Annotated in this window: 24 protein-coding genes; 13 read left to right on the forward strand and 11 right to left on the reverse strand. The window is 72.6% G+C overall.

Features of this window, described 5'->3' with window-relative positions:
- Window positions 1-181 precede the first annotated feature (181 nt).
- From AA23TX_RS13275 to AA23TX_RS13285, 3 genes are all read left to right on the forward strand, one after another.
- Window positions 182-1,021: a hypothetical protein gene (locus AA23TX_RS13275; RefSeq protein ID WP_155542828.1), complete on the forward strand. Its 840-nt coding sequence runs from the start codon at window positions 182-184 to the stop codon at window positions 1,019-1,021.
- A 55-nt stretch (window positions 1,022-1,076) separates the two neighbouring features.
- Complete coding sequence (locus AA23TX_RS13280; RefSeq protein WP_155542829.1) at window positions 1,077-2,729, forward strand: serine-rich family protein; 1,653 nt, start codon at window positions 1,077-1,079, stop codon at window positions 2,727-2,729.
- Between the two features lie 143 nt (window positions 2,730-2,872).
- A complete protein-coding gene (locus tag AA23TX_RS13285) occupies window positions 2,873-3,721 on the forward strand; it encodes an SCO6745 family protein (RefSeq protein ID WP_155542830.1) in 849 nt (282 codons plus the stop codon).
- 87 nt (window positions 3,722-3,808) lie between these two features.
- Here the strand turns inward: AA23TX_RS13285 and AA23TX_RS13290 are convergent, their stop codons facing one another.
- Window positions 3,809-6,940 (reverse strand): AfsR/SARP family transcriptional regulator, encoded by a 3,132-nt coding sequence (locus AA23TX_RS13290; protein ID WP_196425304.1) that lies wholly within the window; start codon window positions 6,938-6,940, stop codon window positions 3,809-3,811.
- Window positions 6,941-7,243: 303 nt separating this feature from the next.
- Between AA23TX_RS13290 and AA23TX_RS13295 the strand changes: the two genes are divergently transcribed.
- Window positions 7,244-8,323 carry a hypothetical protein gene (locus tag AA23TX_RS13295; protein ID WP_155542832.1) on the forward strand — a complete coding sequence of 360 codons (1,080 nt, stop codon included), beginning with the start codon at window positions 7,244-7,246 and terminating at the stop codon, window positions 8,321-8,323.
- Here the strand turns inward: AA23TX_RS13295 and AA23TX_RS13300 are convergent.
- Together AA23TX_RS13300 and AA23TX_RS13305 are read right to left on the reverse strand one after the other, a co-directional pair.
- Window positions 8,289-9,734 (reverse strand): sensor histidine kinase, encoded by a 1,446-nt coding sequence (locus AA23TX_RS13300; RefSeq protein ID WP_196425305.1) that lies wholly within the window; start codon window positions 9,732-9,734, stop codon window positions 8,289-8,291. The two genes, AA23TX_RS13295 and AA23TX_RS13300, sit on opposite strands and share 35 nt — an antisense overlap.
- Window positions 9,731-10,420: a winged helix-turn-helix domain-containing protein gene (locus AA23TX_RS13305; protein ID WP_155542833.1), complete on the reverse strand. Its 690-nt coding sequence runs from the start codon at window positions 10,418-10,420 to the stop codon at window positions 9,731-9,733. Before AA23TX_RS13305 ends, AA23TX_RS13300 begins: the two co-directional genes overlap by 4 nt.
- Window positions 10,421-10,664: 244 nt before the next feature.
- Here AA23TX_RS13305 and AA23TX_RS13310 point away from each other — a divergent pair, with 244 nt between their 5' ends.
- Genes AA23TX_RS13310 through AA23TX_RS13330 form a run of 6 tightly spaced genes read left to right on the forward strand, consistent with a single transcriptional unit; the run spans window position 10,665 to window position 13,041 of the window.
- Entirely contained in the window at window positions 10,665-11,117 is a 453-nt protein-coding gene (locus AA23TX_RS13310) for an Asp23/Gls24 family envelope stress response protein (protein WP_155542834.1), read from the forward strand.
- Complete coding sequence (locus tag AA23TX_RS13315; protein WP_155542835.1) at window positions 11,114-11,404, forward strand: hypothetical protein; 291 nt, start codon at window positions 11,114-11,116, stop codon at window positions 11,402-11,404. The genes AA23TX_RS13310 and AA23TX_RS13315 overlap by 4 nt, the downstream gene beginning before the upstream one ends.
- Window positions 11,401-11,577, forward strand: a complete 177-nt coding sequence (locus tag AA23TX_RS49570; RefSeq protein ID WP_196425306.1) for a hypothetical protein — start codon at window positions 11,401-11,403, stop codon at window positions 11,575-11,577. Before AA23TX_RS13315 ends, AA23TX_RS49570 begins: the two co-directional genes overlap by 4 nt.
- A gap of 5 nt (window positions 11,578-11,582) precedes the next feature.
- Window positions 11,583-11,957, forward strand: a complete 375-nt coding sequence (locus AA23TX_RS13320; protein ID WP_439328756.1) for an Asp23/Gls24 family envelope stress response protein — start codon at window positions 11,583-11,585, stop codon at window positions 11,955-11,957.
- Window positions 11,954-12,481 carry a DUF6286 domain-containing protein gene (locus AA23TX_RS13325; RefSeq protein WP_155542837.1) on the forward strand — a complete coding sequence of 176 codons (528 nt, stop codon included), beginning with the start codon at window positions 11,954-11,956 and terminating at the stop codon, window positions 12,479-12,481. The genes AA23TX_RS13320 and AA23TX_RS13325 overlap by 4 nt, the downstream gene beginning before the upstream one ends.
- Entirely contained in the window at window positions 12,478-13,041 is a 564-nt protein-coding gene (locus AA23TX_RS13330; RefSeq protein ID WP_155542838.1) for an alkaline shock response membrane anchor protein AmaP, read from the forward strand. Before AA23TX_RS13325 ends, AA23TX_RS13330 begins: the two co-directional genes overlap by 4 nt.
- A gap of 12 nt (window positions 13,042-13,053) precedes the next feature.
- On the opposite strand, the gene AA23TX_RS13335 is transcribed toward AA23TX_RS13330, so the two are convergent.
- Window positions 13,054-13,737 (reverse strand): SGNH/GDSL hydrolase family protein, encoded by a 684-nt coding sequence (locus AA23TX_RS13335; protein ID WP_155542839.1) that lies wholly within the window; start codon window positions 13,735-13,737, stop codon window positions 13,054-13,056.
- Between the two features lie 65 nt (window positions 13,738-13,802).
- On the reverse strand, window positions 13,803-14,285 hold the full coding sequence (locus AA23TX_RS13340) for a helix-turn-helix domain-containing protein (protein WP_155542840.1): 483 nt from the start codon (window positions 14,283-14,285) through the stop codon (window positions 13,803-13,805).
- 207 nt (window positions 14,286-14,492) lie between these two features.
- Here AA23TX_RS13340 and AA23TX_RS13345 point away from each other — a divergent pair, with 207 nt between their 5' ends.
- A complete protein-coding gene (locus AA23TX_RS13345) occupies window positions 14,493-15,812 on the forward strand; it encodes a diguanylate cyclase domain-containing protein (protein ID WP_155542841.1) in 1,320 nt (439 codons plus the stop codon).
- A 141-nt stretch (window positions 15,813-15,953) separates the two neighbouring features.
- Here the strand turns inward: AA23TX_RS13345 and AA23TX_RS13350 are convergent, their stop codons facing one another.
- On the reverse strand, window positions 15,954-16,829 hold the full coding sequence (locus tag AA23TX_RS13350) for an NmrA family NAD(P)-binding protein (protein ID WP_155542842.1): 876 nt from the start codon (window positions 16,827-16,829) through the stop codon (window positions 15,954-15,956).
- Window positions 16,830-16,913: 84 nt separating this feature from the next.
- Here AA23TX_RS13350 and AA23TX_RS13355 point away from each other — a divergent pair, with 84 nt between their 5' ends.
- Complete coding sequence (locus AA23TX_RS13355; RefSeq protein ID WP_155542843.1) at window positions 16,914-17,645, forward strand: TetR/AcrR family transcriptional regulator; 732 nt, start codon at window positions 16,914-16,916, stop codon at window positions 17,643-17,645.
- Between the two features lie 44 nt (window positions 17,646-17,689).
- On the opposite strand, the gene AA23TX_RS13360 is transcribed toward AA23TX_RS13355, so the two are convergent.
- The 5 genes from AA23TX_RS13360 to AA23TX_RS13380 all read right to left on the reverse strand — a co-directional run bounded on the left by AA23TX_RS13360 (window position 17,690) and on the right by AA23TX_RS13380 (window position 24,890).
- Window positions 17,690-19,267, reverse strand: a complete 1,578-nt coding sequence (locus AA23TX_RS13360; protein ID WP_155542844.1) for a long-chain-fatty-acid--CoA ligase — start codon at window positions 19,265-19,267, stop codon at window positions 17,690-17,692.
- Between the two features lie 123 nt (window positions 19,268-19,390).
- Window positions 19,391-19,660 carry a hypothetical protein gene (locus AA23TX_RS13365; RefSeq protein ID WP_155542845.1) on the reverse strand — a complete coding sequence of 90 codons (270 nt, stop codon included), beginning with the start codon at window positions 19,658-19,660 and terminating at the stop codon, window positions 19,391-19,393.
- A 180-nt stretch (window positions 19,661-19,840) separates the two neighbouring features.
- The gene (locus AA23TX_RS13370) at window positions 19,841-21,286 is read right to left on the reverse strand and encodes a flavin monoamine oxidase family protein (RefSeq protein ID WP_230862472.1); all 1,446 of its coding nucleotides are present in this window, start codon (window positions 21,284-21,286) and stop codon (window positions 19,841-19,843) included.
- On the reverse strand, window positions 21,283-22,458 hold the full coding sequence (locus AA23TX_RS13375) for an LLM class flavin-dependent oxidoreductase (RefSeq protein WP_196425307.1): 1,176 nt from the start codon (window positions 22,456-22,458) through the stop codon (window positions 21,283-21,285). The genes AA23TX_RS13370 and AA23TX_RS13375 overlap by 4 nt, the downstream gene beginning before the upstream one ends.
- Before the next feature lie 143 nt (window positions 22,459-22,601).
- A complete protein-coding gene (locus tag AA23TX_RS13380) occupies window positions 22,602-24,890 on the reverse strand; it encodes an ATP-binding cassette domain-containing protein (RefSeq protein WP_155542847.1) in 2,289 nt (762 codons plus the stop codon).
- 205 nt (window positions 24,891-25,095) lie between these two features.
- Between AA23TX_RS13380 and AA23TX_RS13385 the strand changes: the two genes are divergently transcribed.
- Window positions 25,096-25,578: a MarR family winged helix-turn-helix transcriptional regulator gene (locus AA23TX_RS13385; RefSeq protein ID WP_155542848.1), complete on the forward strand. Its 483-nt coding sequence runs from the start codon at window positions 25,096-25,098 to the stop codon at window positions 25,576-25,578.
- The last annotated feature ends 327 nt before the right edge of the window (window positions 25,579-25,905 follow it).

The following is a 25,905-nucleotide window of genomic DNA, read 5'->3' on the forward strand; positions in this document are numbered from 1 at the left end:
GTTCGGCCTGGGCGTTTCGTGCCTTTCGCGGCACGAAAACCCCGAAAGTTACCCGCTACCCAGCGGTAGCAAACCTTATTTGAGTGAAAGAAAAAACTTCGATTTACACCCAATCCGGTGACGGCAATCGCGCCGAAACACGACCGACGGTGAAGTCCACACTCGAAGGGGGGTGAGATGGATGGATACTTCCCTGACGAATGACGCGTCGGCCGGGCACTCGCTCTTGCTGCGGGTGCTCGTCGTGGCCGGCGCGTTGTTCGGGTTCACCCTGCTGGCCTTGGCCGTGTCGGGTGCCGCGGACGCGTCGGAAGGCGCGCCACCGGCCCGGCCCGGTCTGCTCGGCCGAGCCGGGCATGCGGCCCACCACGTGCTCGAGCCCGCCGGCTCGGCGCTCGCGCCGGTCACGGGCCCGGTGCACGCGGTGACGTCGCAGGTGGCTCCGGTGGTGACGCCGGTGACGCGTGTGCTCGAGCCGGTGATCGCACCGGTCACCCGGCCGGTGCTGCGGTCGGCGGAGCCGGTGCTGTCGGCTCTGCGGCCGGTCACCGAGCCGGTTCTGCGCGCGGTGTCCCCGGTGCTCGCACCGGTGGTCCGGGCGATCGGGGCCGATCACGGGGTCACGCCGGTGACCGGGCACCCCGCCCGGCTCACGCCGCGCGGGGACTCCGGCCCGTCGCCGGTGGTGGCCGGTCCGGGTGTTCCGGCCATGCCGGCGCAAGGCCGGGTACAGCCTCGTCACGACCACCAGGTCGATTCCCGGCCCGGTGCCGGAAAATCGGCTTCGGACGTGACGAGCGCCGATCCGATGTCCGGATCCGGCGGGGGCGGTGTGCCGGAAGGTCCGACCGGCTTGAGCGGTTCGATGTCGGCGAGCCCGGGCGGTCAGCACGGTGGCGAGTTCGCCGTGCCGGCCTCGGGGACCCGCGAAATCGGCACCGGCCGCTCCTGGCGTGCCCCACCCGGCGGTCCGCCGTCGCTGTACTGGCTGGTCTGCTTCGGAAACGACCACCCGAGCTGACGCACCCTTTCCACCCTCAAAATCCACAATGGACAGAGAGCAGGAAAGGGAAGTCATGCACAAGTACGTGCGACGCGGCCTGACCGCCGCGTTCATCTCCGGCGGGTTCGTCCTGCTGGGATCAGCGGTGGCCAGTGCGGACACCGGGAACTCGGGCCCGCTGGGCGGGCTCGGCACCACGCTGCACTCGGTCGTTTCCGGCACCGCTTCCGGCGGTAACGGTGGCGACTCGGGTACCGGCGGGAACGCGAGCAGCAGCAACAACGCGGTCAGCGGGAACTCCGGCAACTCGGGCAACTCCGGCTCGACCGGCGGCAACAGCGCCTACGGCGTCTGTGTGCTGGCCAAGTGCAGCACCTCGGTGTCCTCGGGCAACTCCGGGAACACGGGCGCGACCGGCTCGACCGGGAACGCCTCGAACACCAGCACCACCACCGGCGGCAACTCCGGGAACGCCGGCAACGGCGGCTCCGGGACGACGGCGGCGTCGGGCAAGAACACCGCGGACTCGCGGGGCGCCCGCGGCGTGAGCGGAGTGCTCGGCTCGGTGACCGGCACCGCCAAGGGCGGCAACGGCGGCAGTTCCGGCGATGCCGGGAACGCCACCAGCGGCAACTCGGCGGTGTCGGGGAACTCGGGCAACTCCGGGAACTCCGGCTCGACCGGCGGCAACAGCGCCTACGGCCTCTGCCTGCTGGCGCAGTGCTCCACCACGGTGTCCTCGGGCCACTCCGGGAACACCGGCGCCACCGGTTCGACCGGTGACGCGGGCAACTGGAGCACCACCACCGGCGGGAACTCGGGCTGGGCGGGCAACGGTGGCGACGCCGCTGTCGTCAGCACCGGTCAGAACTCCGTCACGAACAACGGTGGGCACAAGCAGGGCGGCCGTACCGGCGTCCTGGGTGTCGTGACCGGCACCGCCAAGGGCGGTAACGGTGGCGATTCCGGCGACGCCGGGAACGCGACCAGCCACAACAACGCGGTGACCGGGAACTCCGGCAACTCGGGCGACTCCGGTTCCACCGGCGGCAACAGCGCCGTCGTGTGGACCCTGGGTGGCCAGGGCAACCGCTGGAACCACGAGAACGGTTCGAAGTCGGCCACCACGGTGACGTCGGGCAACTCGGGTGACACCGGCGCCACCGGTTCGACCGGTGACGCGGGCAACTGGAGCACCACCACCGGCGGGAACTCGGGCTGGGCGGGCAACGGTGGCGACGCCGCTGTCGTCAGCACCGGTCAGAACTCCGTCACGAAGAACGGTGGGCATGGCTGGAAGCGGCACGAGCAAGGTGTTCTGGGTGTCGTGACCGGCATCGCGAAGGGCGGTAACGGTGGCGATTCCGGCGATGCCGGGAACGCGACCAGCCACAACAACGCGGTGAGTGGCACATCCGGCAACTCGGGCGACTCGGGCTCGACCGGCGGCAACACCGCCGTCACGTCGACCCGCGGGCACGAGCAGCAGGGCCGCCACTCCGGCCCGTGCCACCACGGTGGCTGGAAGCACGAGAACGGCACGAAGTCGGCCACCACGGTGACCTCGGGCAACTCGGGTGACACCGGCGCCACCGGCACGACTGGTGACGCCTGGAACACCAGCAACACCAATGGCGGGAACTCGGGCTGGGCGGGCAACGGCGGCGACGCCGGTGTCCACGCCTCGGGCTGGAACACCGTCGCGCACACCCCGCACACCGTCTGACGGTTCACGGGAGAACGAGGAGCGGGGCACCGGATTCCGGTGCCCCGCTCCGTTTCACGGTGGCGATCCGGCCGCCCGGGCCTCTTCCTGAAGAAGAAGCCGAGAGACCCCACGCCGTACCGACCGGATGGTATGTTGACCCGGTGATCGAAGCGGCGCGGCTGACCTGGCGATTCCTCGAGCCCTACCACGGAATGATCTACTTCGCCCCGGAAGCCGCCGCGGCGTACGGGGAGCTGGGGCTCACCGGCCGCGCCGGTTACTTCGCGTCGCGGTCGGCGGCGCTCGGCGCGGTCCCGGCGCCGGTCGTGGTCGCGACCTTCTACAACTTCAGCCCGGCCCTCGTCCGGGAGTCGATCACCGCCGCCTGGTCCGCCACCGACCCGGCCGCCGTCCTCGCCGCGCGCTACGCCGGCGCCGACCAGGCGCTGCGCGGCATCCTGGGCGACGCCGTCACCTCGCCCGAAATGCGCCGGGCCGCCGCGCTCCTGCGGGAAGCCGCCGAGACGGTCGCCGGCGACGTCACCGGCCGCCCGCTCTTCGCCGCCCACGCGGCGCTGCCGTGGCCCACCGAGCCCCACCTGGTCCTGTGGCACGCCCAGACCCTGCTGCGGGAGTACCGCGGCGACGCCCACGTGGCCGCCCTCCTGACGGCCGGCCTGAGCGGCATCGAAGCCCTCGTCACCCACGCCGCTTCCGGTGCCGTCCCCGCCGAGACCCTGCGCACCTCCCGGGCCTGGTCCGAGGACGACTGGACCCGGGCCGTCGCGGGCCTGCGCGAGCGAGACTGGCTCACCGACGACGCCGACCCGACCTTCACACCCGCCGGCGCGGCCCGCCGAGCGGACATCGAGCAGGCGACCGACGAGAACAGCGTGCGGCCGTACGCCCACGTCGGCGAGGCCGCCTGCGCGGAGCTGCAGACGCTGGTCCGCCCGTTCAGCCGGGCGCTGGCCGAGGAACTCATGCCCTGGGCGCTCGCGCGGCAATAGCGGGACAAGGGCACCGGCTCTACACTGTCCACAAAGGACGATCTAGCCCCAGCAGTCCAAGCCGGACCTCGACGCCGGCTTCGCTCGCTAATCGGCCGCGGGTGTCCCGTGGAGGCGTTGGCGGACCTCGGCGGCTTCCGGCATGCGCAGGTCGTCGTAGATCCGGAGCGCCGCCGACCACAGCCGGTGCGCCTCGGGCCCCGCGCCGGCTCGGGCGTGGGCCGCGGCCATCCCGTCCAGCGATCGGGCTTCCTGCTCGCGGTCTTCGATCGCCCGCGCGTGCTTCAGGGCCTGGTCGTGGTACCCGAGGGCCTCGGTGCTCCGGCCGGTCGCGGAGGCCACCCGGCCCTGCCCGTCGAGCGCGGTGCATTCGAGCCGGCGGTCGCCGAGCTTCGCGGCCAGGGCCTGGGCCTGCTGGTGCGCGTCGCCCGCTTCGGCGTACCGGCTCATGCGCTCGTAGGCGCTGCCGAGGTTGACCAGCACCTCCGTCTCGCCGACCGGGTCGCCGATCTCCCGGAACACCGCGAGCGCCCGGTGGTGGTGCTCGAGGGCTTCGGTGTGCCGGTCCCACCGGGAGAGGATCCGGCCGAGGTCGGTGTGCGCGACCGACTCGGCCGCGCGGTCGCCGATGTCGTGCAGGATCAGCAGGGCGCGCCGGTGGTGGTCGTAGGCTTCCGGCAGCCGCCCGTGGCTCTGCAGGACGTTGCCGAGGTCGTTGAGGATCCGGCCCTGACCGACGCGCTGGCCGGTCTCCTCGTAGATCACGGCGGCCTGCCGGAAGCACGACACCGCTTCCTCGTGCCGGCCCAGGCTGTGCTGCACCTGGCCGATGCTGGCCAGCGCCACGGCTTCCTGCCCGCGGTCGCCGATCTCCCGGCTGAGGGTGAGCGCCCGGCCGTAGCCGGCCAGCGCCTCCTGGTGACGGCGGGCCCGGCCTTCGTTGTGGCCCAGCGCGATCAGGGTCCGCGCCTCCCCGGCGCGGTCGCCGAGCCGCCGGAACACCGCCAGCGCGCGCCGGTAGTGGTCGTCGGCCTCCCCGTAGGCGCCCGAGCGGGCGTGCGAGCGCCCGAGCTCCAGCAGCCCGCGCGCCTGCCCGGCCGGATCACCGAGCCGCTCGGCCGCCGAGAGTGCCCGCCGGTGGACGGAAAACGCGTCCGCGTTGTGGTAGCCGACGCTCAGGTACTGGTCGATCGCCCGCGCCAGCTTGACGGCGTAGCCGGCGAGTTCGCCGTCCGCGGTGCGCGTGATCGCGACGAGGGTCAGGCGTTCGGTGTCCAGCCACGCCTTCGCGGCGGCGGCCGACGTCGACGACGGCCGGGCCGGCCCGGTGTCGTCGCCGCGCCACCGCACCGTTTCCGGGAACACGGCGTCCATCGCGGTCAGCGCGTGCGAAAGGTAGAACTCGTAGAGGTTCCCCAGCGCGCTCTGCCGCTCGGGTCCGGCGAGCCGTTCGTGCGCGCGTTCCCGGGCGAAGGCCCGCAGCAGGTCGTGCATCTTCCAGCGGTCCGGGCCGGAAGCCCCGACGAGGTGGGCGCTTTCCAGCACGCCGAGCAGCTCCCGGCCGCCTTCGGCGTCGACACCCGCGAGCGCGGCGACCGCGTCGCCGTCGGCGTCCTGGCCGGGATGCAGGCCCAGCAGCCAGAACAGGCGGTTCGCCGCGGGCGGCAGGTGCCGTTCCGACCAGGAGAACACGGCTCGCACGGCGGTCGCGGCGTCGGCCCCGGCCTCCAGCAGGTCCAGGCGGCGCCGCTCGTCGGCGAGGTCCTCGAGACCCACCCGGCCGCGCCGGACGACGAGCTCGGCCGCGACCCGCAGCGCGAGGGGGAGGCGGGCGCAGTGCGCGGCCAGGTCCTCGAGCTCCGCCGGCCCGGCGATCCGGTCGTCGATGAGCTGCCGGAGCAGCTCGACCGCCTCGTCGCGGTCCAGCACGTCCAGCCCGACCCGGCGCGCACCGTCGCGGGCCACCAGGCCGACCAGGTCGTCGCGGCTGGTGACGACCACCGCGTTGCCCGCGCCGGCCGGCAGCAGCGGACGGACGTGCGCGGCGTCGCGAGCGTTGTCGAGCACCACCAGCACGCGCTTCCCGGCGGTCAGGCTGCGGTACAGCGCGACCTGGCCCGCGAGCGTGCCCGGCTGGCGGTCGGTGATGCCGAACGCGGTCAGGAACCCGAGCAGGACCTCCTCGGCCGCCAGCACGCCGCCGGGGTCGAAGCCCTGCAGGTCGACGTAGAGCTGCCCGTCCGGGAACCGGGCGGCGACGCGGTGCGCCCAGCGGACCGCCAGCGCCGTCTTGCCCACGCCCGCCGTGCCGCAGACCGCGAGAACGGCGACCGTGTCCGGATCCGCCGTGGCGGTGTCGAGCGCGGCGAGCTCGCCCTGACGGCCGGTGAACCCCGGCACCGCGGGCGGTAGCTGCGCCGGGCGTGCCGGCGCCGGCGCCGGCCGGGGTGCGGCCAGCAGCCGGGGGTCGTGGGCGAGGACGCGGCGCTGGATGCCGGTCAGCTCGGGGGAGGGGTCCACCCCGGCGTGCTCGGCCAGCTCGTGCCGCGCCCGCCGGAAGGCGTCCAGCGCGTCCGCCTGCCGGCCCGCGCGGTACAGGGCCGTCATCAGCTGCCCCCACAGCCGCTCGTGCCCGGAGTGCGCCGCGGTCAGGTCGGTCAGCTCGGCGATGAGCTCCCCGCCGAGCCCGGCGGCCAGGTCGGCGTCGATCCGGTCCTGCACGGCGTCGAGGCGTTCCCGCGTCAGCCGGGTCCGCTCCATCTCCAGGGCGGCGACCCCGTCGAACTCGGCGTAGGGCGTCCCGCGCCACAGCCCCAGCGCCGCTGCCAGCCGTTCGCGGGCGACCTCGGCCGCGCCGTCCGCCAGCGCCGCGTGCCCGTCGCGGGCCAGCCGCCGGAACCGCACCGCGTCCACGGTTTCCGGTTCGAGCAGGACGTACCCCGGCGTGCGGGTGCTGATCAGCCCGGCCAGCGCCGGCAGCGCCCGGCGCAGCCGGGAGACGTAGGTGCGGACCGTCCGCCCGGCGTCCGGCGGCGGCTCGGGCCCCCAGAGCTGGGACACGAACATCGGCACGCTCACCGGCCGGCCGGCGTAGGCCGCGAGCAGCGCCAGCATCGCCCGCAGCCGCGGGCCGCCGGGGTCGAGCGGGGTGCCCCCGCCCTCGACTTCGAACGGTCCCAGCACCCGGACCTCGATCCCCGGCGCCCGCCGATCCGCCATCCGGCCCTCCGCGCAGCCACGTTCCGCCGTGATGAGGAAGCACCGGCCCGGTCCGGGGATACGTCGCTGGTCCGAACGGAGCAAGCCGGCCACGTGAACCCGCGCCGGGCGGCGTCCGGCGGCCCGGTGATCGTAGCGGCAAGCCCGGATCGCGTTGGAGCGCATCGCAAACCGGGCCGGGGTTCGTTAGTCCACAATGGACTCCATGGGGTGGGTCCGGCTTCCGCGACGCTGTCGCGAAGTCGTGCGGAACCGGTGCGCGACGGTCGCGGCGGGCGCATGATCCGTTCCTAGCTTGGCGCCATGACCACCTCGCTCGACCGCGGCCCCGCCCCGGTCACCGTCCCGGCGAAGTCCCCACGGCGGCGCGTCACGGCGCTGTTCGCGCTCGCCGCCGGCGTCGCCGCGTACACCGGGTTCCGGCTCCCGGGGGAGTGGGCGGCGACGCTGCAGTCGGTCTCCCTGACCGGCGGGTTCCACCGGCGGTTCCTCGTCGGCACGCTGCTGTCCCCGTTCGGGCCCGGCTACCGGGTCCGCGCGGTCGCGAGCTTCCTCGTCCTCGCCGCGCTGCTGACGGCCGTCGCCATCGCGTTCTTCCGCGGCCGCACCGAAAGCCGGCGGCTGGTGGTCGTCGCCTGGCTGCTGCTGCCGACCGGCGGCTACCTGTTCCACGAGGTCGGCTACTTCGACCAGGTGCTGTACGTGCTGCTGTTCGCGGCGTTGTGGGCGTCGCACCGGAACCGGCCGGTGGTCGCGAGCGCGCTCATGACGCTTTCGGTGGCGGTGCACGAAATCGCGCTGCTCACCGTGCTGCCGGTGTTCGGGTTCGCCTTGCTGCGCAAGGTCCCGTCACGGCGCGCTTGCGTGCTGCTGGCGCCCCCTGCGGTGGCCGGCCTGGTGATCCTCGCCCTGCCGCCGGCCGCCCCCGGCGCCGTCGACCAGCTCCGGAAGACCTTGTCCACCGCCGATTTCCCCTACCGCGCCGACGCGCTGAGCCTGTTCGACCGCACGCAGGCCCAGAGCTGGCAGCTGTACTCCGTCACGAACGTGCTGCTCTACCTGGTCCCGATCGCGATCCTGCTGGTCGGCGGCTTCCTGGTCCTGCACCGGCCGACGCTCGCGGCCGCGCTGCCCGCCGCCGCGATCGCCGCGCCGGCGCTGCTCGCGTTCGGCGGCTGGGACGACGCCCGCTGGGGTTTCCTGCTGGTGACCAACTTCGCGCTCGTGCTGTGGCTCTGCCTGGGCGGCCGCGAACTGAGCCTGTCCCGGGTGGGCGTGCTGTCCGCGCTCCTGCTGGTCCTCACGCACGTCCCGATGCCGTACTTCGACGGCTGCGCGCCGCGCGGGCTCACGCTGGTGACTCCCGTGGAAGACGCACGGTGAAGACCGCGCCGTGGTCGTTGTGCACGGTGATCTCCCCGCCGTTGATCAGCGTGTTCTCCCGGGCGATCGACAGTCCCAGCCCGCTGCCTTCCGTCGCCCGCCGCGCCTGGTCGCCCCGGACGAACCGGTCGAACAGGATCGGCAGCAGCTCATCGGGGATTCCCGGGCCGGAGTCGGCCACCCGGATCGTCACGGCGTCGGCGGTTCCCGTCAGCGACACGGTGATCGGGGTCCGGCCGTGCCGGGTGGCGTTGACCAGCAGGTTGCCGACGACGGTGTGGACGCGGCGCGGGTCGGCGAAGACGGTCGTGTCGCCGGCGCTCGTGACCTCGACGGCGGCGTCCGGCACGCTCACCTCGATCGCGTCCTCGACCAGGGCGGGCAGGTCGACGAGCTCGGGGCGGAAGTCCGCCGAACCCGCGTCGAAGCGGGAGATCTCCAGCAGGTCCTCGACCAGCCGCGCCAGCCGCCGCGCCTGCGTGCCGAGCAGTTCGGCCGCGCGGGTCCGCGTCTCGGGGACGGCGCTGTCGAGCGTGTCGACCGTGGCGACCATCGAGGCGAGCGGGGTGCGCAGGTCGTGGGCGACATCGGCGACGAAGCGCCGCTGCTGCCGGTCCTTGGTGCGCAGGTCTTCGATCGACTCGCTGACCCGCCGGGCCATGACGTTGAACGACGCCGCGAGGTCGGCGAGCTCGTCCCGGCCCTGCACCGGGACCCGCACGTCGAAGGCGCCGTCCCCCAGCTCGCGGGCGGCGGACGCGACCCGGCGCACCGGCCGCTGGATGTTCCAGGCGGCGAACACCGCGGCAGCGATCCCCAGCACCGTCACCCCGAGCGCGATGTACACCAGCTTCGTCCGCTGCGCGGCCAGGTCGAGGTCGAGCGGGGTGAGGTCGAAGAACTGGACGAGCCAGTAATCCGCGAAGTTCCCGCTGACCACCAGCAGCCGCCTGCCGGTCGCCGGGTCCTCGGTGATCGCCGTGAGCAGGTCCATCGTCTTGTCCGTGCGGACCAGGACCCGGTCGGCGACCGGGGCCACGATCCGTTCCCGGTCACCGACGCGGACCGGCACGGGATGCGGCCGGTACCAAAGATCGGTCGAGGCGTATTCCGTCAGGTCGGCCGAGCCGTCGGGACGCTTCGTGAACAGCGCCCACTCCGCGGTCCGGCCGCTCATTTCCCGGCTGAAGCCGGTCAAGGTGGTCCGCCCCGCCAGCATCGCTTCGAGTCCTCGCCACGACTGCTCGAACAGGGCACCGAACGACGTCTTCGCGGTGTAGGCGAAGCTGTCGACGGCGTCGTCTTCCTGGACCTTCGACGCCGTGAAGGCCATCACCGCGGTCGCCGTCACCGTGACCAGCACGACCGCCGCCGTCACTTTCGTCCGCAGCCCGAACGACGGCCGCCTCACGGGCCCACCAGCCGGTAGCCGAGCCCGCGCACCGTCTTCAGCACAACGGGATTCGCCGCGTCGTCCTCGATCTTGGCCCGCAGCCGCGCGACCGCCGCGTCCACGATCCGCGAGTCGCCGACGTAGCCGTAGTCCCAGACCCGTTTCAGGAGCGTCTGCCTGCTCAGCACCTGGTTGGGGTGTTCGGCGAACTCGACGAGGAGCCGGATCTCGGTGGCGGTGAGCGCCAGCTCGACGCCGTCGCGGGTCACGCTCATCGCGCCCGCGTCGATCTCCAGCCGTCCGACGCGCAGCAGGCCGGCCGACGGTCCGTGCGCGGTGACCGCCCGCCGTCCGATCGCCTTGATCCGCGCGTCGAGCACCCGCGGTTCGGCCGGTTTCACCACGTAGTCGTCGGCGCCGCATTCCAGCCCGGCGACGATGTCGATCGGATCGCCGCGCGCGGTCAGCAGCACCAGCGGCAGGCGGCTGCGGGCGCGGATCCGGCGGCAGACCTCGAAGCCGTCCATGCCGGGGAGCATCACGTCGAGCAGCACGACCTCGAGGTCGAGCCGGTCGGTGAACAACGCCTCCAGGGCCCGCTCCCCGGTCGGCGCCACGACGACGTCGTGCCCGAGCGCCTTCAAGGCGAGGGTGAGCGCTTCGGCCAGGACAGCGTCGTCTTCGACGAGCAGGATGCGCGACATGGTCCTCCCGTGATCGACATGCGTGCCGATCGTAGGGGTGGGCTGTCGCGCTCGTCGTGAGTCGTGCCGAACCGTCGCGAACCCGTGCGGTCTCGTCACACGGCCCGGCGGGCACGACACCGGCGCGGGTCGTTCGTCACGGTCACCAGCGGGTGAGGCCCTTCACACGAACGGGACCGTGACGATCCCGGTGAGCGTGGGTCCTCTGTGGCGTAACCGTTCGTCACGACATCGGAGGAACACCATGGCCGAAACGACAACGAAGGCTCCCGTCGCCGCCGCGGCGAAGGAGGGTGGCGCTTTGGTCACGAGCCAGGGCTCGACGACGATCGCCGACACCGTGGTGCAGAAGATCGCCGGGCTGGCCACTCGTGAGGTGCCGGGGGTGCACGCGCTCGGCGGTGGGGCCGCTCGCGCGTTTTCGGCGATCCGCGAGCGCATCCCGGGTGCCACGGCCTCGGCCGGGCAGGGCGTGTCGGTGGAGGTCGGCGAGAAGCAGGCCGCCGTGGACCTGCAGATCGTCGTGGAGTACGGCGTCTCGATCGCCGATGTGTCCCGCGCGGTGCGGCGCAACGTGATCACCGGCGTGGAGCAGATGACCGGCCTGGAGGTCGTCGAGGTCAACATCGGCGTCGGCGACCTGCACCTGCCCGACGAGGACGACACCGCGGGCACGGACACCGGCCGGGTGCAGTGACGCCGGACGCGGCCACGATCGCCGAGGCGGTGGCGGGCCTGCCCGAGGTGGCGGGCCCGCACGCCGGCCGGATCGGGGAGATCGCCACGCTGCTGCCCGGCCGGCGCGTCGCCGGGGTCAGGATCGCCGACGACGCCGTCACGATCGGGGTCGTCCTCCGGTACCCGGCCAGTGTCGCGGCGGCGGCCGCCGCCGTTCGCGCGGCGGCCGGCCCGCTCGACCGGCCCGTGCGGATCTTCGTCGGCGACGTCGCCGAACCACCCACTTCTCGAAGGAGGTTTCCATGACTGCCACTCAGACAGGACTGCTGACCGGTCTCGCGCTCGGGCTCGCCGTGGCGTTCGGCGGCTTCGGCGCGTTCCTGGCCGTCTTCGTGCTCGGCGCCCTCGGGCTGCTGGCCGGCCGGGTCCTCGACGGCAAGCTCGACGTGTCGCAGCTGCTCGGCCGGGACCGGGGGTGACCGGCGTGACCGCGTCGATCCCGGTCGAGGACCGGGGCGAGCTGGTCGTGGCCGCGCGGGTCGTCGAACGGATCGCCGCCCACGCCGCGGGCGAGCTCACCGACGTCGGCGGCGCGGCCGGCCGGGTGCTGGGGATCGCGGTGGGCGGCGAGGACGCCGACCGGTCGGTGAAGGTGGCGGCCGAGGTCGACGGCGACACCGTCCGGCTGGCCGCCCGCCTGTCGATCACCTACCCGGCTTCGGTCACCCGCACCACCGAACGGGCCCGCGCGCACCTGCGCGACCGCGTGACCGAACTGACCGGCCTCGCCGTGCAGCGGGTGGACATCACCGTCACCGCGCTGCACGCGCCGGCCCGCGAACCGAGGAGGGTGCTGTGAAACGACGTCCGCGCCGGAGCGTTCCGGCCACGCTGGCCGCGCTGGTGCTGACCGCGGCCGGCGCGCTGGCCGCGATCGTGGCCGTGCAGACGATCCTCGGCGAGCGCGCCTGGCTGGACTACGGTGCCGTCGCCCGCCGGCTGAACACCTTGCGCTGGGCCGACTTCCCCGTCGTCGCCGCGGGCGGGGTCCTGGCCGTCGTCGGCCTGCTGCTGCTGGCCGCCGCGCTGATCCCGGGCACGCTGGTGGTGCTGCCGCTGCGCGGCGAACCGGATTCCGGGGCGTCGCGCCGGAGCTTCCGCGCCACGCTGCGAGCGGCGGCGGCCCGGGTGGACGGCGTCGACAAGGTCGGCCTCAAGCTCGGGCGCCGCGGCGTCCGCGTGCGCGTCACCACACACCGGACCCGGCCCGACGGCCTCGCCGACTCCGTCCGCGCCGCGGTCGCCGCCCGGATCGACCGCGTCGACCCGGCTCGCCGTCCGGCCGTCAAGGTCCGCCTCCGCACCTCCAGGAGCACCTCGTGAACCGTCCCGCCCGGCTCAACCGCACCCTGATCGCCGTCCTCGGCCTGCTGCTCATGGCGGCCGGCGCGCTGCCGGCCGCGATCCGCTTCCACTGGCTGCCCGCGCTCGGCGCCGACCGGCCCCTGGTCCCCGGCACCGCACTGCCGCCGGCGTGGGTGCTGTACGCGGCCGCGGCCGCCGGGATCGTCCTCGCCCTCGCCGGTCTGCGCTGGCTGGCCGCCCAGCTGGTCCGCAAGCCGCGCGGCCACGTCTGGCGCTTCGACGACAGCCCGGACGACGGCACCACCGAGCTGGCGGCCGGGGCCGCCGTCGTCCCGTTCGTCGAGGAGCTGCGTGGCTACCCCGGCGTGCACCACGCCACCGCGACCCTCGCCGGCACCCGGCAGGCCCCGGTCCTCGAGGTCGTCGTGTCGGTCGAGCAGGACGGCGACCCCACGGGGATCCGCGGCCGCATCCACGCCGAGGGAGTCCCGCGGCTGTGCCAGGCGCTCGACCTCGACAGCCTGGCCACCCGCATCGAACTCCGGTTCACCACCACGAGCGGATCCCGCGTCGGCTGACCGGTGGGTGGCTCAGTCCGGTTCCCCACGACCCGCGACGGCGCGCACCGGGGGTTCGAAGAGTCCCGCGATCCGGGTGTAGCCGACGTCGTTGGGGTGGAACCAGTCGGCGGCGAGGCTGCCGCGCAGTGGCCCCAGCGCTCCGCCGCGCAGGTCCGCGATGCGGACGTCGCCTCGGGCGGCCGCCGTGTCGACGAGTTCGTTGACCGCCCGTGCTTCCGGGTTGCCCTGCGGCAACGTGGCGACCACCGAACGCCCGGCGGGGAGCCGGTCGAGCAGCTCGGCGAACCGGTCCGGGGCACCGCGGCGGCGGGCGGGGGTCAGCATGTCGTTGGCGCCCACCAGGACCGTCACCAGTGCCGGTGGCGAAGGCAGCGCGAGCATCCGGGGCAGCTGGTCGTCGAGGACGTCGGCGATCCGGGCGCCGGAGGCCGACAGGTTGACCACCGCGAACCGCTCGCCGAGGCGGGCGTTCAGGCGCGGGACCCAGCCGCCGCCGACGTCTTCGGCGCCGATGCCCTGCGTCATCGAGTCGCCGAGGGCGACCCACCGCGGCCGGCCCGAGCCGAGCGCGGCGCGGTTGGCCTCCGTCCAGGCCCGGGCGAACGGTTCCTTCTGCGCGCGCACCCGGCCGATCCCGGGGACGACTGCGGAGGCCACGTCGAGCAGGCGGCCCGACCAAGTGCGACTCGGCACGCACGCTCCTTCCGATCGGCGTCCACGGGTATTCGCCGCCGGCCGGGCCGTGGATGGGACGGAAGTCAGCCGAGTGCGCGGATCCGGGCGAGGAGGTTCGCGGTCGTCGTCCCGCACAGCTCCGCCAGCTGCCGCAGGGCCGGGGCGTCCAGGTGCACCTCGTGCGGGACACCGGTCGTGTCGTCGCACTCGGCGAGCTTGCCCTCGGCCCAGCGGCGGAACGGCGCCAGGTCCTGGTGCGGGGCCCGGACGACGCGCCGCAGGTCGACCCGGACGCCCTGGGCCTCCGTCGTGCCGAACGTCCCGAAGTAGCGCCGGCCGACGCGGGCCAGCAGCGCTTCGGGCGTCTCGTCCAGTGCCAGGCACAGTTCCACGAGGCGGACGACCGAGCACTGCCGGGTACCCAGCTCGTAGGTGGCGAGCGTCTGCAGCGAAAGGTCGCTGTGCAGCCGGTGGTTGAGGTCGCGGCGCGTCAGGCCGCGCTCCTCGCGCAGCCGGCGCAGCTCCTCGCCGAGCATGCGCTGGTAGGCACCGGCATCCAGCTGCACCTTCGCTCCTCTCCTCGCGCGGCCGCCGCGGCGGGGCGCACGGACACATTAGCCTTGCCCCTATCCTGGATCCACGCCGAGCGACGGCCGGTGGAGGAGTGGCACGCCCGCGGGCCGACCCCGTAGATTGGCCCCGGCCCGGAACCGGTGTGCGGACGCCGCCGGGGAGCGCACGGGACTAGCACCGGACTAGGAGGTGTCTGACGGGTGTCCGACAGCTCCGCCTCGCTCGACGCGGTGACCGGGCTGCCCGGACGCACGGCGCTCGAAAGCGAGCTGGCGCCGCTGTTGTCGGCCGACGCCGGAAGCCAGGTCGCGGTGCTGCTGGTGGGCCTCGACGGGTTCGCCGTCGTGCGCGACGGCCTCGGGTTCGACGCGGCCGACGAGCTGCTCGCGGGGGTGGCGCGAACACTGCGAGAGATCTTCCGCGACGGCCGTCCGGTCCTCGCGCGGCTGCCCGGCGACGTCTTCGCCGTCGCGGTCCCGGGAGAACACGGCGCGGCGTCGGCGGGGGAGCTGGCGGACTCGGTGATCGCCGCACTGGGCCGTCCGTCCTATGTGGACGGAGTGGGGGTCGGGATCAGTGCGAGCGTCGGGATCTTCCTCGCCGGCACCCACCAAGCGCGGCCCGCGGAGGCGATCCGGTCCGCGCAGGTCGCACTGCGCCGGGCGAAGGAGCTGGGCCGGACCCGGTGGGTGCTGTTCGACCCGGTGGCGGGGCACGAGGACGCCGAGCGCTACCGCCTCGCCTGCGGCATCGCGGGCGCGCTGGAGTCCGGGGAGCTGGCGGTCGTCTACCGGCCGCACGTCGTGCTCCCGGACGCCGCGATCATCACGTCCCTCAACGCCGTGCTGCGCTGGCGCCACCCGGAACTCGGCGAGCTGCGGCCCGAGCTGTTCCACCCGCTGGCCGAAACCACCGGCATGACCGTGGCGCTCGGCCGGCACCTGCTGACCGAGACGCTGCGCACGGCCGGCGAGTGGCGGGCCCGGTTCGGCGACGACGCGCCCACGGTCTGCCTGACCCTGCCCCGCCGGATGGCGATCGACGGGGACCTCGTGCGCTTCGTCGGCCGGGAGCTCGACCGCAACGGCCTCCGCCACCGGCACCTCATGCTCTGCACGGACGGCCCGTCGCTGCTCGACGACCGCGGCGACCTGCTCGGTTCCCTCGGCGAGCTGGCCCGGGCGGGTGTGGTGTTCGTCGTCGACGTGACGGGGCTGCCCGAGCTGGAGCTGCTGCCCGCCCTCGACGTACCGGCGCCGGCGGTGATGCTCACGGGGGCGATCATCGACGCGCTGGAGGTCGACGACCCGCCGGAGCGGGCCGTGCGCACCATCCGCCAGCTGGTCGAGCGAGCCGGGGAACTCGGCATCAAGGTGGGCGCCCGAGGAGTCCTTTCCGAGGCGCACGCGCGGTTGTTGTTCGACATCGGGGTGGTCGTCGCGTCCGGGCCGTACCTGCCGACGTACGCGACCGGCGAGGAAGCCGAGACCTGGGTGGGCCGGACCTTCCCGCTGGGTTGACCGGTGCCCGGTGTGCCGGGGAACCCCCGGAACCGGGCACGCGCGGACGGCGGTAACGGATGGCTGACCGGACGACGGCGCCGTCGTCCGGTCGGTCCTTTTCCCGGCACGGTGGTGAAACGCCCGAGACGGCGGTGCTCGTCAGTGCCGGGCGGGCTGCCGGGCGACGATCTCTTCGAGCACCGACCGCACCGAAGTCGCGGGCCGGTCGAGGAGGGTCTCCAAGGCCGGGTCCGTCACCGCCATTTCGCCGGCCCGGGCGGCGCGGAACATGCCCAGGGTGAACTCGGCCGCGGCGGCGGGCATCCCGCCGGCGGTCGCGGCCGCCGACCACTCCTCGTCGTCGACGACCACTCGCTTGATCGGGCGGCCGGTGAGCTCGCCGACGATGCGGGCCACGTCCGCGAAGTCGAGCAGCTCCGGCGCGGTCAGCGGCGGGGTCGGCCCGTCGAGCGCGCCGGGCCGGGTCAGGGCGATGGCGTCCGCCTCGGCCAGGTCGGCGTGGGCCGTCCAGGAGACCGGGCCGTCCGCGGGGAGCCGGAACTCGCCGGACTCCAGCGCCGCGGGGAGGTAGTACTCGAACGTGCTCGCGTAGAAACCGTGGCGGAGAGCCGTGTACGCGACGTCTTGCGCGGCCAGGTGGGCTTCGGCGTCCGCGTGCTGCCGTCCGGGGTCGAACGCGGAGCCGGCCGACGCCATCTGGTGGCTCGTGTACAGCACGCGTGACGCGCCCGCCCGCACGGCCGCGTCGATGGCGGCCTTGCTCGCTTCGGCGGCCTGCGGGCCGCGGATCGCGGCCGAGACGACGAGCACCTGCTCGGCGCCCTCGAACGCGTCGTCGAGGGTGGCCGGGTCGGTGAAGTCGCCCGCCCGGACGCGGACTCCGCGGCCGGCCAGTGCCGCGGCCGCGCCGACGTCGCGCACGCTCACACCGACGGTCTCGGCGGGAACGCGCCGGAGCAGGTTCTCGACGACGCGGGAGCCGAGACGGCCGGTCGCGCCGGTGACGATGATCATGAAAGCCTCCGTGAATCGTTGGTTCGTATTTGAGGCTACCACTGATTCGGATCGGTGGTAGCGCGAAAGTGATACCATCGGTTCATGCCGGTCGAACCCCTGGTGGAAGCCCGTCCCGACGTCCGGTCGGGGATCATCGCCGCCGCCGCGGAGCTGCTCCGCGAAGGGGGTGCGCGGGCGATGACGACGCGCGCCGTCGCCCAGGCCGCGGGGGTCCAGCCGCCGACGATCTTCCGGCTCTTCGGCGACAAGGACGGTCTCCTGCAGGCCGTCGCCGAGCACGTGATGGCCGAATACGCCGCGGTCAAGGCGGTGCGGGCGGCCGGCGAGGACGGCGACCCGGTCGAGGACCTGCGAGCCGCCTGGCGGACGCACATCGGGTTCGGCCTCGCGAACCCCGAGGTGTTCCTGCTGCTGGCCGAGCCCGGCCGGCTGCGGAGCTCACCGGCCATCGCGGCGGGTGCCGAGGTGCTCCGCGCCCGGGTCGGCCGGGTGGCGGCCGCGGGCCTGCTCGAGGTGTCGGAAGCGCGCGCGGTCGACCTGATCCGCGCGGCCGGCACCGGCGCCGTGCTCACCCTGCTGGACGAACCGGAAGAGCGCCGCGACGCCGACCTCGCCGACGAGCTGCTGGACGCGGTCCTCGGCAGGATCCTGGCTTCCGTGCCGGCCCCGCCCGCGTCCGATCCGGTCGCCGTGGTCACCACGTTCCGGGCGGCGATGCCGGAGTTGCCCGCGCTCAGCCCGGGGGAGCGGACCCTCCTGGGCGAATGGCTGACCCGCGTCGCCGGCGAGCTTCAAAGCCGCCGCCGCGGCTGACGGCCCGGGCGGTCACCCCATCATGAAGTCGTACCGCCCTTCCTTCAGGCGAGATTGTCCACAGTGGACGTAATGGCGTACGCGATGTCCCGCCCCGTGCGCGCCCAGATCACGTCGGGGCAGTTCAGGCCCTCGGCGGCGAGCCGGCGCTTGACGACCTTGAACGTCGACGTCCGCGGCAGCTCCCGGACCGTGCGGACGTACTCCGGCACCTGCTTGGGCCCGAGATCGGGCTGGTCCGCCAGGAAGCGGCCGAACTCCGCGGGGTCCAGGGGAGTGCCGCCGGTGACGATGGCGGCCATCACCCGGTCGCCGGTCACCGGGTCGGGCACGGCGTAGACGGCGGCGTCGGTGATCGCCGGGTGCCGCAGCAGGATGCGCTCGATCGGCGCGGTGCCCAGGTTCTCCCCGTCGACGCGGAGCCAGTCGCCGAGCCGTCCGGCGAAGTAGCAGAACCCCTCGGCGTCGGCGTAGGCGAGGTCACCGGTGTGGAACTGGCCGCCGCGCAGCCGGTCCGCGTCGGCTCCGGGGTCGCGGTAGTACCCGGCGAACCAGCCGGCGCCCGCGGTGTTGACCAGCTCGCCGACGGCTTCTTCGGCGTTGGCCAGCCGGCCGTCGGGGTCGAACTCGGCCGGCGGGCAAGGACGGCCGGTGTGCGGGTGCAGGATGGCCACGTCCTCGGCCGGCCGGCCGAGGGAGCCGGGCGGGGTGTCGTCGGTGCGCGCGAAACCCACGCCGCCCTCGGTGGAGCCGAACGCGTCGACGACCTTGCAGCCGAAGCGCTTCTCGAACGCGGCCAGGTCGGCGCTCGCTCCTTCGTTCCCGTAGACGAGGCGCAGCGGGTTGTCCGCATCGTCCGGGCGTGGGGGAGTCGCGACCACGTAGGACAGGGGCTTGCCCACGTAGCTGGCGTAGTTCGCGCCGAACTTCCGCACGTCGGGCAGGAAGCCGGACGCGGAGAACCGGCGGCGCAGGGCGATGGTCGCGCCGGCCGCGAGCCCGACCGCCCAGCCGGCCATGACGGCGTTGGAGTGGAACATCGGCATCGTGACGTAGACAGTGTCCGATGTGGACAACCCGAACCGCTGCGCGAGCATCGCGCCGGGAAACGCGATCTTGCCGTGGGTGCAGCGCACGGCCTTCGGGTCGCCGCTGGTGCCGGAGGTGAAGATCAGCATGAGCAGGTCGTCCGGCGACGCGGGGACGGGATCGAGCGGCGTGGTCGCCGAGGGGTGCGGCTCCAGGTCGCGCACGCCGATCCCGCCGAGGTCCAGGCCGTCCAGCAGGGGCTGGTATTTGCGCTCGGCGAGCACGAACTGGCAGTCGGCGAGCCGGATGTCGCGCGCGAGGGCTTCGCCGCGCCGGGTGGGGTTGAGCCCGACCAGCACCGCCCCGGCGAAGGCGCAGGCGCCCAGGAGGGTGGAGAACGCCGGTACGTTGTCGGCCAGGATGCCGACGTGCGGCGGCTTGTCCCAGTCGAGCGTCTCCCGGAGGTCGGCCGCGTGGCGAGCCGACGCGCGGACGTGCGTGGCCCACGACTGCGTCTCGTCCTCGAACCGCAGGCCGGGGCGCTCGTCCCCGGCGCGGGCCAGCAGCAGCTCGGTCACCGTGGGGACGCTCATCCGCGCACCTCCCGGCACCGGCGGTCAGAAGTGGAACACGTTCTATTTCTACCACGGTGACCGGTGCCGGGTCCACCGCGCGGCCCGCTTCCGGGTGGACGGGTCCACAACGGACGCGCGCGCTCAGCCGGGAGGCCTGCGGGGCCCGAGCTCTTCGGCGAGCAGGGTGTCGACCTTCGCGGCGGCCCGGCGCAGCGCGAGCACGGCCGAGACGGTCACCGCCACCGCGAGGATCGCGACAGCGGTCGTCCAGGCCGGCCCTTCGTCCGCGGGCACCGCGGCGAGCGTGGCCGCGGCCAGCAGCAGCCATCGGTTCGGCAGCATCGTCCGGACTTGCCATCGGCGGGAAACGGGGTCGTGGGCGGTCAGGAAGACCGGGCCATGAGCGCTCACCAGGCGTCGACCTCTCCTTCGGGATCCGGCAATGCCCGAAGAATCGACCGAAAGAGTGGTCGAGTTACTGAATGCGATCGAATTGACCCTCAATTCGCGCCAGATACACACGAACGAGTGATCCGTGGTGACGGAGACACCCAGGGTGTCTTTATGGATTCGATCGGGAAAAGGCCCCCGTCAGCTCGCGGTGGCCAGCTCGACGCACGCGCGGACGCCCGATTCGAGGGCGTAGTTCATCGAGCCGCCGTTGGGTTCGAAGCTGGTGTGCTCGCCCGCGAAGTGGATGCGGTTCTCCGGCGCGCGGATGGCCGGCATCAGCCTGCTGTGGCCGCGCTCGGGCAGGACGTACGACCCCTCGATCCACGGTTCGTGGTCCCACGCCACCGAAAGCCCCAGCTCGAAGCGGTCGTGTGCGCCCGGGAACATCGTTTCGACGTGGTCCAGCACGAAGCGCACGCGTTCCTCTTCGGTCATCGCGGCGAGGGCGCGGGCGCGCCAGCCGGTCATCAGGACCTCCAGGATCCGGCGGGGGCCGGGCTGGTTCGCTGTCGCGTCGCGGACCCAGCGGATCGGCAGGTCCGTCGACACCGACACGTTGTGCCCCTTCCAGAACTGCTCGCGCACCTGGAGGTAGACCCGGACGATCGAGGCGTACCGCAGCTTGCGCATCGCCTCGATCTTGGCCTCGGTCAGCCGGGCGTGGCTGACGTCGATGTGGCGGATCGCGCTGAACGGCACGGTGACCACGACGCGGTCCGCGCTCGCCCGGGCCAGCCGGCCGTGGTCGAGGTAGGTCACCGTGGCCGAGTCGTCGTCCTGGTCGAGCCGCACGACCGGCGCGCGGTAGCGGATGCGGTCGCGCAGCTCGTGGGCGAACGCGCGGGGCAGCTCGTCGGTGCCGCCGTCGATCTTGCCCCACCCGTCGGTCGAGGTCAGCAGCGAACGGTAACCGCTTTCATGACGCAGCCACGACAACGCGGACGCCGACAGCAGGTCGCCGCCGCGCATCTCCAGGAACATCGGTTCCATGAGGTCGATCGCCGTCTGCGAGGCTCCTCGGGCGCGCAGCACCTCGTCCACCGACGACCGGTCGAGCTCCTCGAGTGCCGCCGAGGGCGCCCAGTGCGGCGCGGTCAGGTCGGCCCCGAGCTCGTCGGCGGCCGCCGTCACGTACCGGGCGATCAGCTCGGGCACGCCGAGGCCGCGCTCGTGCTCGGCCAGCGGGAGCCCGGCCGTCCCGAGCGAATCCGCGTCCGGCCGGACGAACTTGCCGTCGACGAAGTAGGAGAAGTCCTGGTCGAGCAGGTCCGACCGGTCCAGCCCGACGCCCAGCCGCTCCCGGTAGTGGGTGACGTAGTGGCATTCGGGAGTCACGGTCATCGCCCCGGCCTCGACGTGCAGGCCGTCGGCGAACGGACGGCGCAGCGTGCGGGCCCGGCCGCCGGGCCGGTCGGCGGCCTCGAGCACGGTGACCTCGCAGCCCGCGCGGTGCAGCTCGTGGGCCGCGGCCAGGCCGGCCAGGCCCGCCCCGACGACGAGGGCGGTCCGGGGCGGCCGCAGCCCGCGCAGGTCGTCGCCGAGGTGCCGGCGCAGGTCGGCCGGGGTGAGGGCGGGCACGGTCACCAGCTCCAGCCGCGCTCCGCGGGCGGGGTCCAGACGTTCGCCTTCTCCAGGTAGGGGAAGACCTCGCCCATCAGCTCGATCTGCTCGGCGTCGTACATCACCGGCAGGAACATGAACCCGCGCACGCCGGTCTCGCGGTGCAGGTCCAGCAGCTGCCCGGCGACCGTCTCCGGCGACCCGACCAGCACCTTGCTGCCGCACGCCAGGCCGAGCGTCCGGGCGATGTCGTCGAACTCGCCCTCGTAGTTCTCCTGGTAGGTCTCGCTGCCGCCCATCAGCTCGGTCGCGATGTCCCGGGCGGCGCCCATGTCGAGCGAGTCGCGCACCCACGAGAACTTCTCCTGGGCTTCGGTGTCGGTCTTGCCGAGCAGCACGCCGACCGCGCCGGCCATGTTGACGTCGAGGGGGTTCCGGCCGGCCGCTTCGGTGCGCTCGGCCAGCGAGTCGACGGTCTTGCGGACCTTCGAGTAGTCGTCGGGCAACGGCGTGAACGCGAAGTCGCAGGTCTCCGCGATGAGCTGCTGGCCCGCGGCCGAGACGCCGGCGTTGAACAGGCACGGCCACGGCTGCTGCTCGATGTGCGGGCCGATCAGGCTGCCGCGCAGGTCGTGGTATTCGCCGTGGAACTCGACGTGCTCCCCACGCGAAGCCCACAGCGTCTTGACCGCTTCCACGGCCTCGGTGGTGATCTTGTAGCGCAGGTCGTGGTCGGTGTCGGTGGGCGCGCCGAGCAGTTCGGCTTCCGGTGTCTTCCAGCCCGGCACGATGTTCCAGCCCCAGCGGCCGCCGCTCAGGGCGTCCAGGTTGGCGCCGAGGCGGGCGATGACGCCGGGGGAGAGGTAGCGGGTGTGCATGGTGGTGACGACGCCGATGTGCTGCGTCGCGGCCATCACGACCGGCGCGTAGATCGGCGCCGAAATGTGCGGCTGGGCGTGCCCGATGCGGGCGCTGTTCTCGCCGTGGGTGATGTAGCCGTCGGCGAAGAAGACGTAGTCCATGCCGATGTCCTCGACCCGGCGCGCCAGGTCCATCTGCGTGGCCGGGTCGAGCGAGTCCGGGTTGCGGTCGGCGACCGCTTTCGACGTCGCGGTGGGGGTCGGCGAGCTGAGCCACATGAAGCCGAATCGCAGCTGCCCGTCGGGGAGGCGGTCCTTGGTCGTGCCGCGGGACATGCGCATCTCCTATCCGATGGTTGCTTTTCGGAAACCATAGTAATCACACGATAGGGTGAAGTGTCAACGATTTTCGTTGTGGATCAACAAAAATGCGCGAGTTATCGAGTCCATAGTGGACTGTTAACGAATACGACGGGAAATCACTCCGCGTGCTCGAGGTCGGCCCGCAGATATTCGGCCGTGAACGACTTCCGGTCCTTCAGCAGCTTCTCCGGCGTCCCCTCGAACAGCACACGCCCACCGTGGCGCCCGGCCTCCGGGCCCAGGTCGATCACCCAGTCCGCGTGCTTCACGACGTCGAGGTCGTGCTCGATCACCACGACGGTGTTGCCGCCGTCCACGAGGCGGTCCAGCAGGTCCAGCAGGTGCCCGATGTCGGCCATGTGCAGGCCGGTGGTCGGTTCGTCGAACAGGTAGACGTTGCCCGTCTCGCGCAGCCGGTGCGCGAGCTTGACCCGCTGCCGCTCGCCGCCGGACAGCGTCGACAACGGCTGCCCCAGCGTCAGGTACGACAGCCCGACCTCGGTCAGCAGCTCCAGCTTCTTCGTGATCGGCTCTTCCGTGAAATAGCCGAGGGCCTCTTCGACGGTCAGCGCGAGGACGTCGACGATGTTCTTGCCCCGCAACGTCTTGTCCAGCACCTCGGGCCGGTAGCGGCGGCCGTCGCAGGCTTCGCAGACGGTCGTCACGGGGTCCATGTACGCCAGGTCCGTCTCGATGACGCCGCGGCCCTTGCACTCCGGGCAGCCGCCTTCGGAGTTGAAGCTGAACAGGCCCGGCTGCGCGTCGTTGGCCTCGGCGAACAGCTTCCGGATCACGTCCATCACGTCGAGGTAGGTGGCCGGCGTCGACCGCGTCGAAACTCCGATGGCCGACTGGTCGATCATCACCGCGTCCGGGTGCTGCTGCCGGAGCGCCCCCGAGACGAGCGTGCTCTTGCCCGAGCCCGCCACCCCGGTCACCGCGGTGAGCACGCCGGTGGGGATGTCGACCGTCACGTCGTGCAGGTTGTGCAGGGCCGCCTTCTCGATGGGCAGCTGCCCGGTCGGCTCGCGGAACTCCTCCTTGAGCCCGGGGATGTGCGTCAGGCACTTGCCGGTGAGCGTCGACGCGCGGTGCAGCTGCTTGACCGTGCCCTCGAAGACGACCTCGCCGCCGTGCGTGCCCGCGCCGGGGCCCATGTCGACGACGTGGTCGGCGATGGCGATGACGTCCCGGTCGTGCTCGACGACCAGCACCGTGTTGCCCTTGTCCCGCAGCGCGCACAGCAGCTCGTTGAGCCGGTGCACGTCCCGCGGGTGCAGCCCGACGCTCGGCTCGTCGAAGACGTAGGTCAGGTCGGTGAGGCTGCTGCCGAGGTGCTTGACCGTCTTGAGGCGCTGGCCCTCACCGCCGGACAACGTCGAGGTCTCGCGGTCGAGGCTGAGGTAGCCCAGCCCGATCGACTCGACGCGCTCCAGCGCGGCGAGCGCGCCGGCCAGCACCGACTTCGCCGCCGGGAGGTCCAGGGCCTTCAGCTCGGCGATCAGCTCGCTGACCTCCATGGCGCAGTGGTCGGCGATGTTCTCGCCGTTGATCTTCGTCGCCAGTGCCGCCTTGTTCAGCCGGCCGCCCTTGCACACCGCGCACGGCCCTTCGACGACGATCTTCTCGACCTCGCGGCGGTCGCGCTCCTTGAGGGTGTCCAGGCCGTTCTTGAGGTAGCGGCGGGTGAGCTTGACGACGACGCCTTCGTATTCGTTCGAGTAGTTCTGCCGCTTGCCCGAGCGGTCCACCCGGAACCCGCCACCGTGCAGCAGCAGGTCCCATTCCTTCTTGGTGAACTTCTTGAGCGGCTTGTCCGGGTCGAACAGCCCGGACTGGGCGTAGAGCTGCCACATGTAGGTGCCGATGGCGAACAGCGGCGAGTCCAGCGCGCCCTCGTTGAGCGTCTTGTCGTAGTCGATCAGCAGGTCGAGGTCGAGCTTCGTGGTCTTGCCGAGGCCCTGGCACTCCTCGCACATGCCCTGGGGGTCGTTGAACGAGTACAGGTTCGACGACCCCGCGCTCGGCTTCCCGTAGCGGGAGAACAGCACGCGCAGCATGGCGTGGATCTCGCTCATCGTGCCGACGGTCGAGCGCGCGTTGCCGCCGATCGGCTTCTGGTCCACCACGATCGCCGTCGACAGGTTCGACATCCGCTCCGCGCGCGGGCGCTCGTGCTTGGGCAGCCGGTTGCGGATGAACCAGCTGAACGTCTCGCTGAGCTGGCGCTGCGACTCGACCGCGATCGTGTCGAACACGATCGACGACTTGCCCGAGCCCGACACGCCGGTGAACACGGTGATCTCGCCCTTGGGGATGGCGAGCGAGACGTTCTTCAGGTTGTTCTCGCACGCGCCCTCGAGCACGATGTGGCCGCCCGCGCGCTTCGTCTGCCGGTTCGCCATGACCTGCGCCTCCTCGTCCCGGGCGGCAGGGGTGCGGCACCGGGTTGATCGGACGATTGGTTTCCGTCAGGCAATCACTTTACCAGTTCCGGCTCCTCGCGGCCGCGCGAGCGGGGTGCCGCGGCGTGACCTGCGGGCGAACGGGAGGTGATATCCTCTGATCTTCCGACTGCGGTGCGCTTTCCCTCGAAAGCTGAGGTGGGCAATGACGAAGTTCCACGGTTCCCCGACCGCCCCGCCGGGCCGTCCCGGCGAACTCGAGAACGCGCTGTCCTACCTGCAGTGCGTGCTGGTCGCGCGGCGCACGCGCGCGACGCCCGAGAAGATCACCTGGTCGCAGTACGACGTGCTGGAGACGCTGCGGATCCACGGCCCGCTGACGCCGTCGGCGATCGGGGAGTCCCTGGGGATCTCGCGGCAGAGCACGTCCAAGCTGCTGCGCGTCCTCAAGGACCAGTTCCTCGTCGAGCAGGCCTCGCGCGACACGGATCGGCGCGAACAGACGACTTCGCTGACCGAAGAAGGCGAAGAGTTCCTCATGCGCGCAGCTCAGGGCCGCCGCGAGACCGCGAAGGTCGCCGGTGCCGCGTTGACCGCCGGGGAGGCGAGCCTGTTCGCGGAACTCTGCCGGAAGGTCGCCGACTCCCTGCACTCCACACCCCAGCCTTTCCCGCTCCGCGACGTCTGAGCCGCGCCGGTCACGCCTGGCCCCCGGACGCGTACTCCGTGTTGCGGATGCCCCCGTGCCCGGCCGGCCAAACGCGGCCGCCGCGACGTCACCCGGTGTGCACGCGGGCCCGTTCCCGCGGCCCCTGGGCCGATCGGAGCAGTCCGCACCGCCGATGGTCGTCAATCCGCCCCTGATCCCCGTGCCCGGGTTGCGCCGCCGACAATGGCCGGTACCGTTCGCGCGCGAATTCACGTCTATTTGCCATTTTCTCAGGTAATCGTTTTCAGGCGATGAAGTCGACGCTCCGTTATTTGAGTATTCGACGGTTTCCGGGCGGGTTGACAG

The organism is Amycolatopsis camponoti, from assembly GCF_902497555.1.
GTDB lineage: Bacteria > Actinomycetota > Actinomycetes > Mycobacteriales > Pseudonocardiaceae > Amycolatopsis > Amycolatopsis camponoti.

Excerpts from the sequence above, each read along its gene's own strand:
- AA23TX_RS13275 (WP_155542828.1), top strand. The coding sequence starts at position 182 with ATGGATACTTCCCTGACGAATGACGCGTCGGCCGGGCACTCGCTCTTG.
- AA23TX_RS13280 (WP_155542829.1), top strand. The coding sequence starts at position 1,077 with ATGCACAAGTACGTGCGACGCGGCCTGACCGCCGCGTTCATCTCCGGC.
- AA23TX_RS13290 (WP_196425304.1), bottom strand. The coding sequence starts at position 6,940 with ATGGCGGATCGGCGGGCGCCGGGGATCGAGGTCCGGGTGCTGGGACCG.
- AA23TX_RS13295 (WP_155542832.1), top strand. The coding sequence starts at position 7,244 with ATGACCACCTCGCTCGACCGCGGCCCCGCCCCGGTCACCGTCCCGGCG.
- AA23TX_RS13305 (WP_155542833.1), bottom strand. The coding sequence starts at position 10,420 with ATGTCGCGCATCCTGCTCGTCGAAGACGACGCTGTCCTGGCCGAAGCG.
- AA23TX_RS13310 (WP_155542834.1), top strand. The coding sequence starts at position 10,665 with ATGGCCGAAACGACAACGAAGGCTCCCGTCGCCGCCGCGGCGAAGGAG.
- AA23TX_RS49570 (WP_196425306.1), top strand. The coding sequence starts at position 11,401 with ATGACTGCCACTCAGACAGGACTGCTGACCGGTCTCGCGCTCGGGCTC.
- AA23TX_RS13350 (WP_155542842.1), bottom strand. The coding sequence starts at position 16,829 with ATGATCATCGTCACCGGCGCGACCGGCCGTCTCGGCTCCCGCGTCGTC.
- AA23TX_RS13355 (WP_155542843.1), top strand. The coding sequence starts at position 16,914 with ATGCCGGTCGAACCCCTGGTGGAAGCCCGTCCCGACGTCCGGTCGGGG.
- AA23TX_RS13360 (WP_155542844.1), bottom strand. The coding sequence starts at position 19,267 with ATGAGCGTCCCCACGGTGACCGAGCTGCTGCTGGCCCGCGCCGGGGAC.
- AA23TX_RS13375 (WP_196425307.1), bottom strand. The coding sequence starts at position 22,458 with ATGTCCCGCGGCACGACCAAGGACCGCCTCCCCGACGGGCAGCTGCGA.
- AA23TX_RS13380 (WP_155542847.1), bottom strand. The coding sequence starts at position 24,890 with ATGGCGAACCGGCAGACGAAGCGCGCGGGCGGCCACATCGTGCTCGAG.
- AA23TX_RS13385 (WP_155542848.1), top strand. The coding sequence starts at position 25,096 with ATGACGAAGTTCCACGGTTCCCCGACCGCCCCGCCGGGCCGTCCCGGC.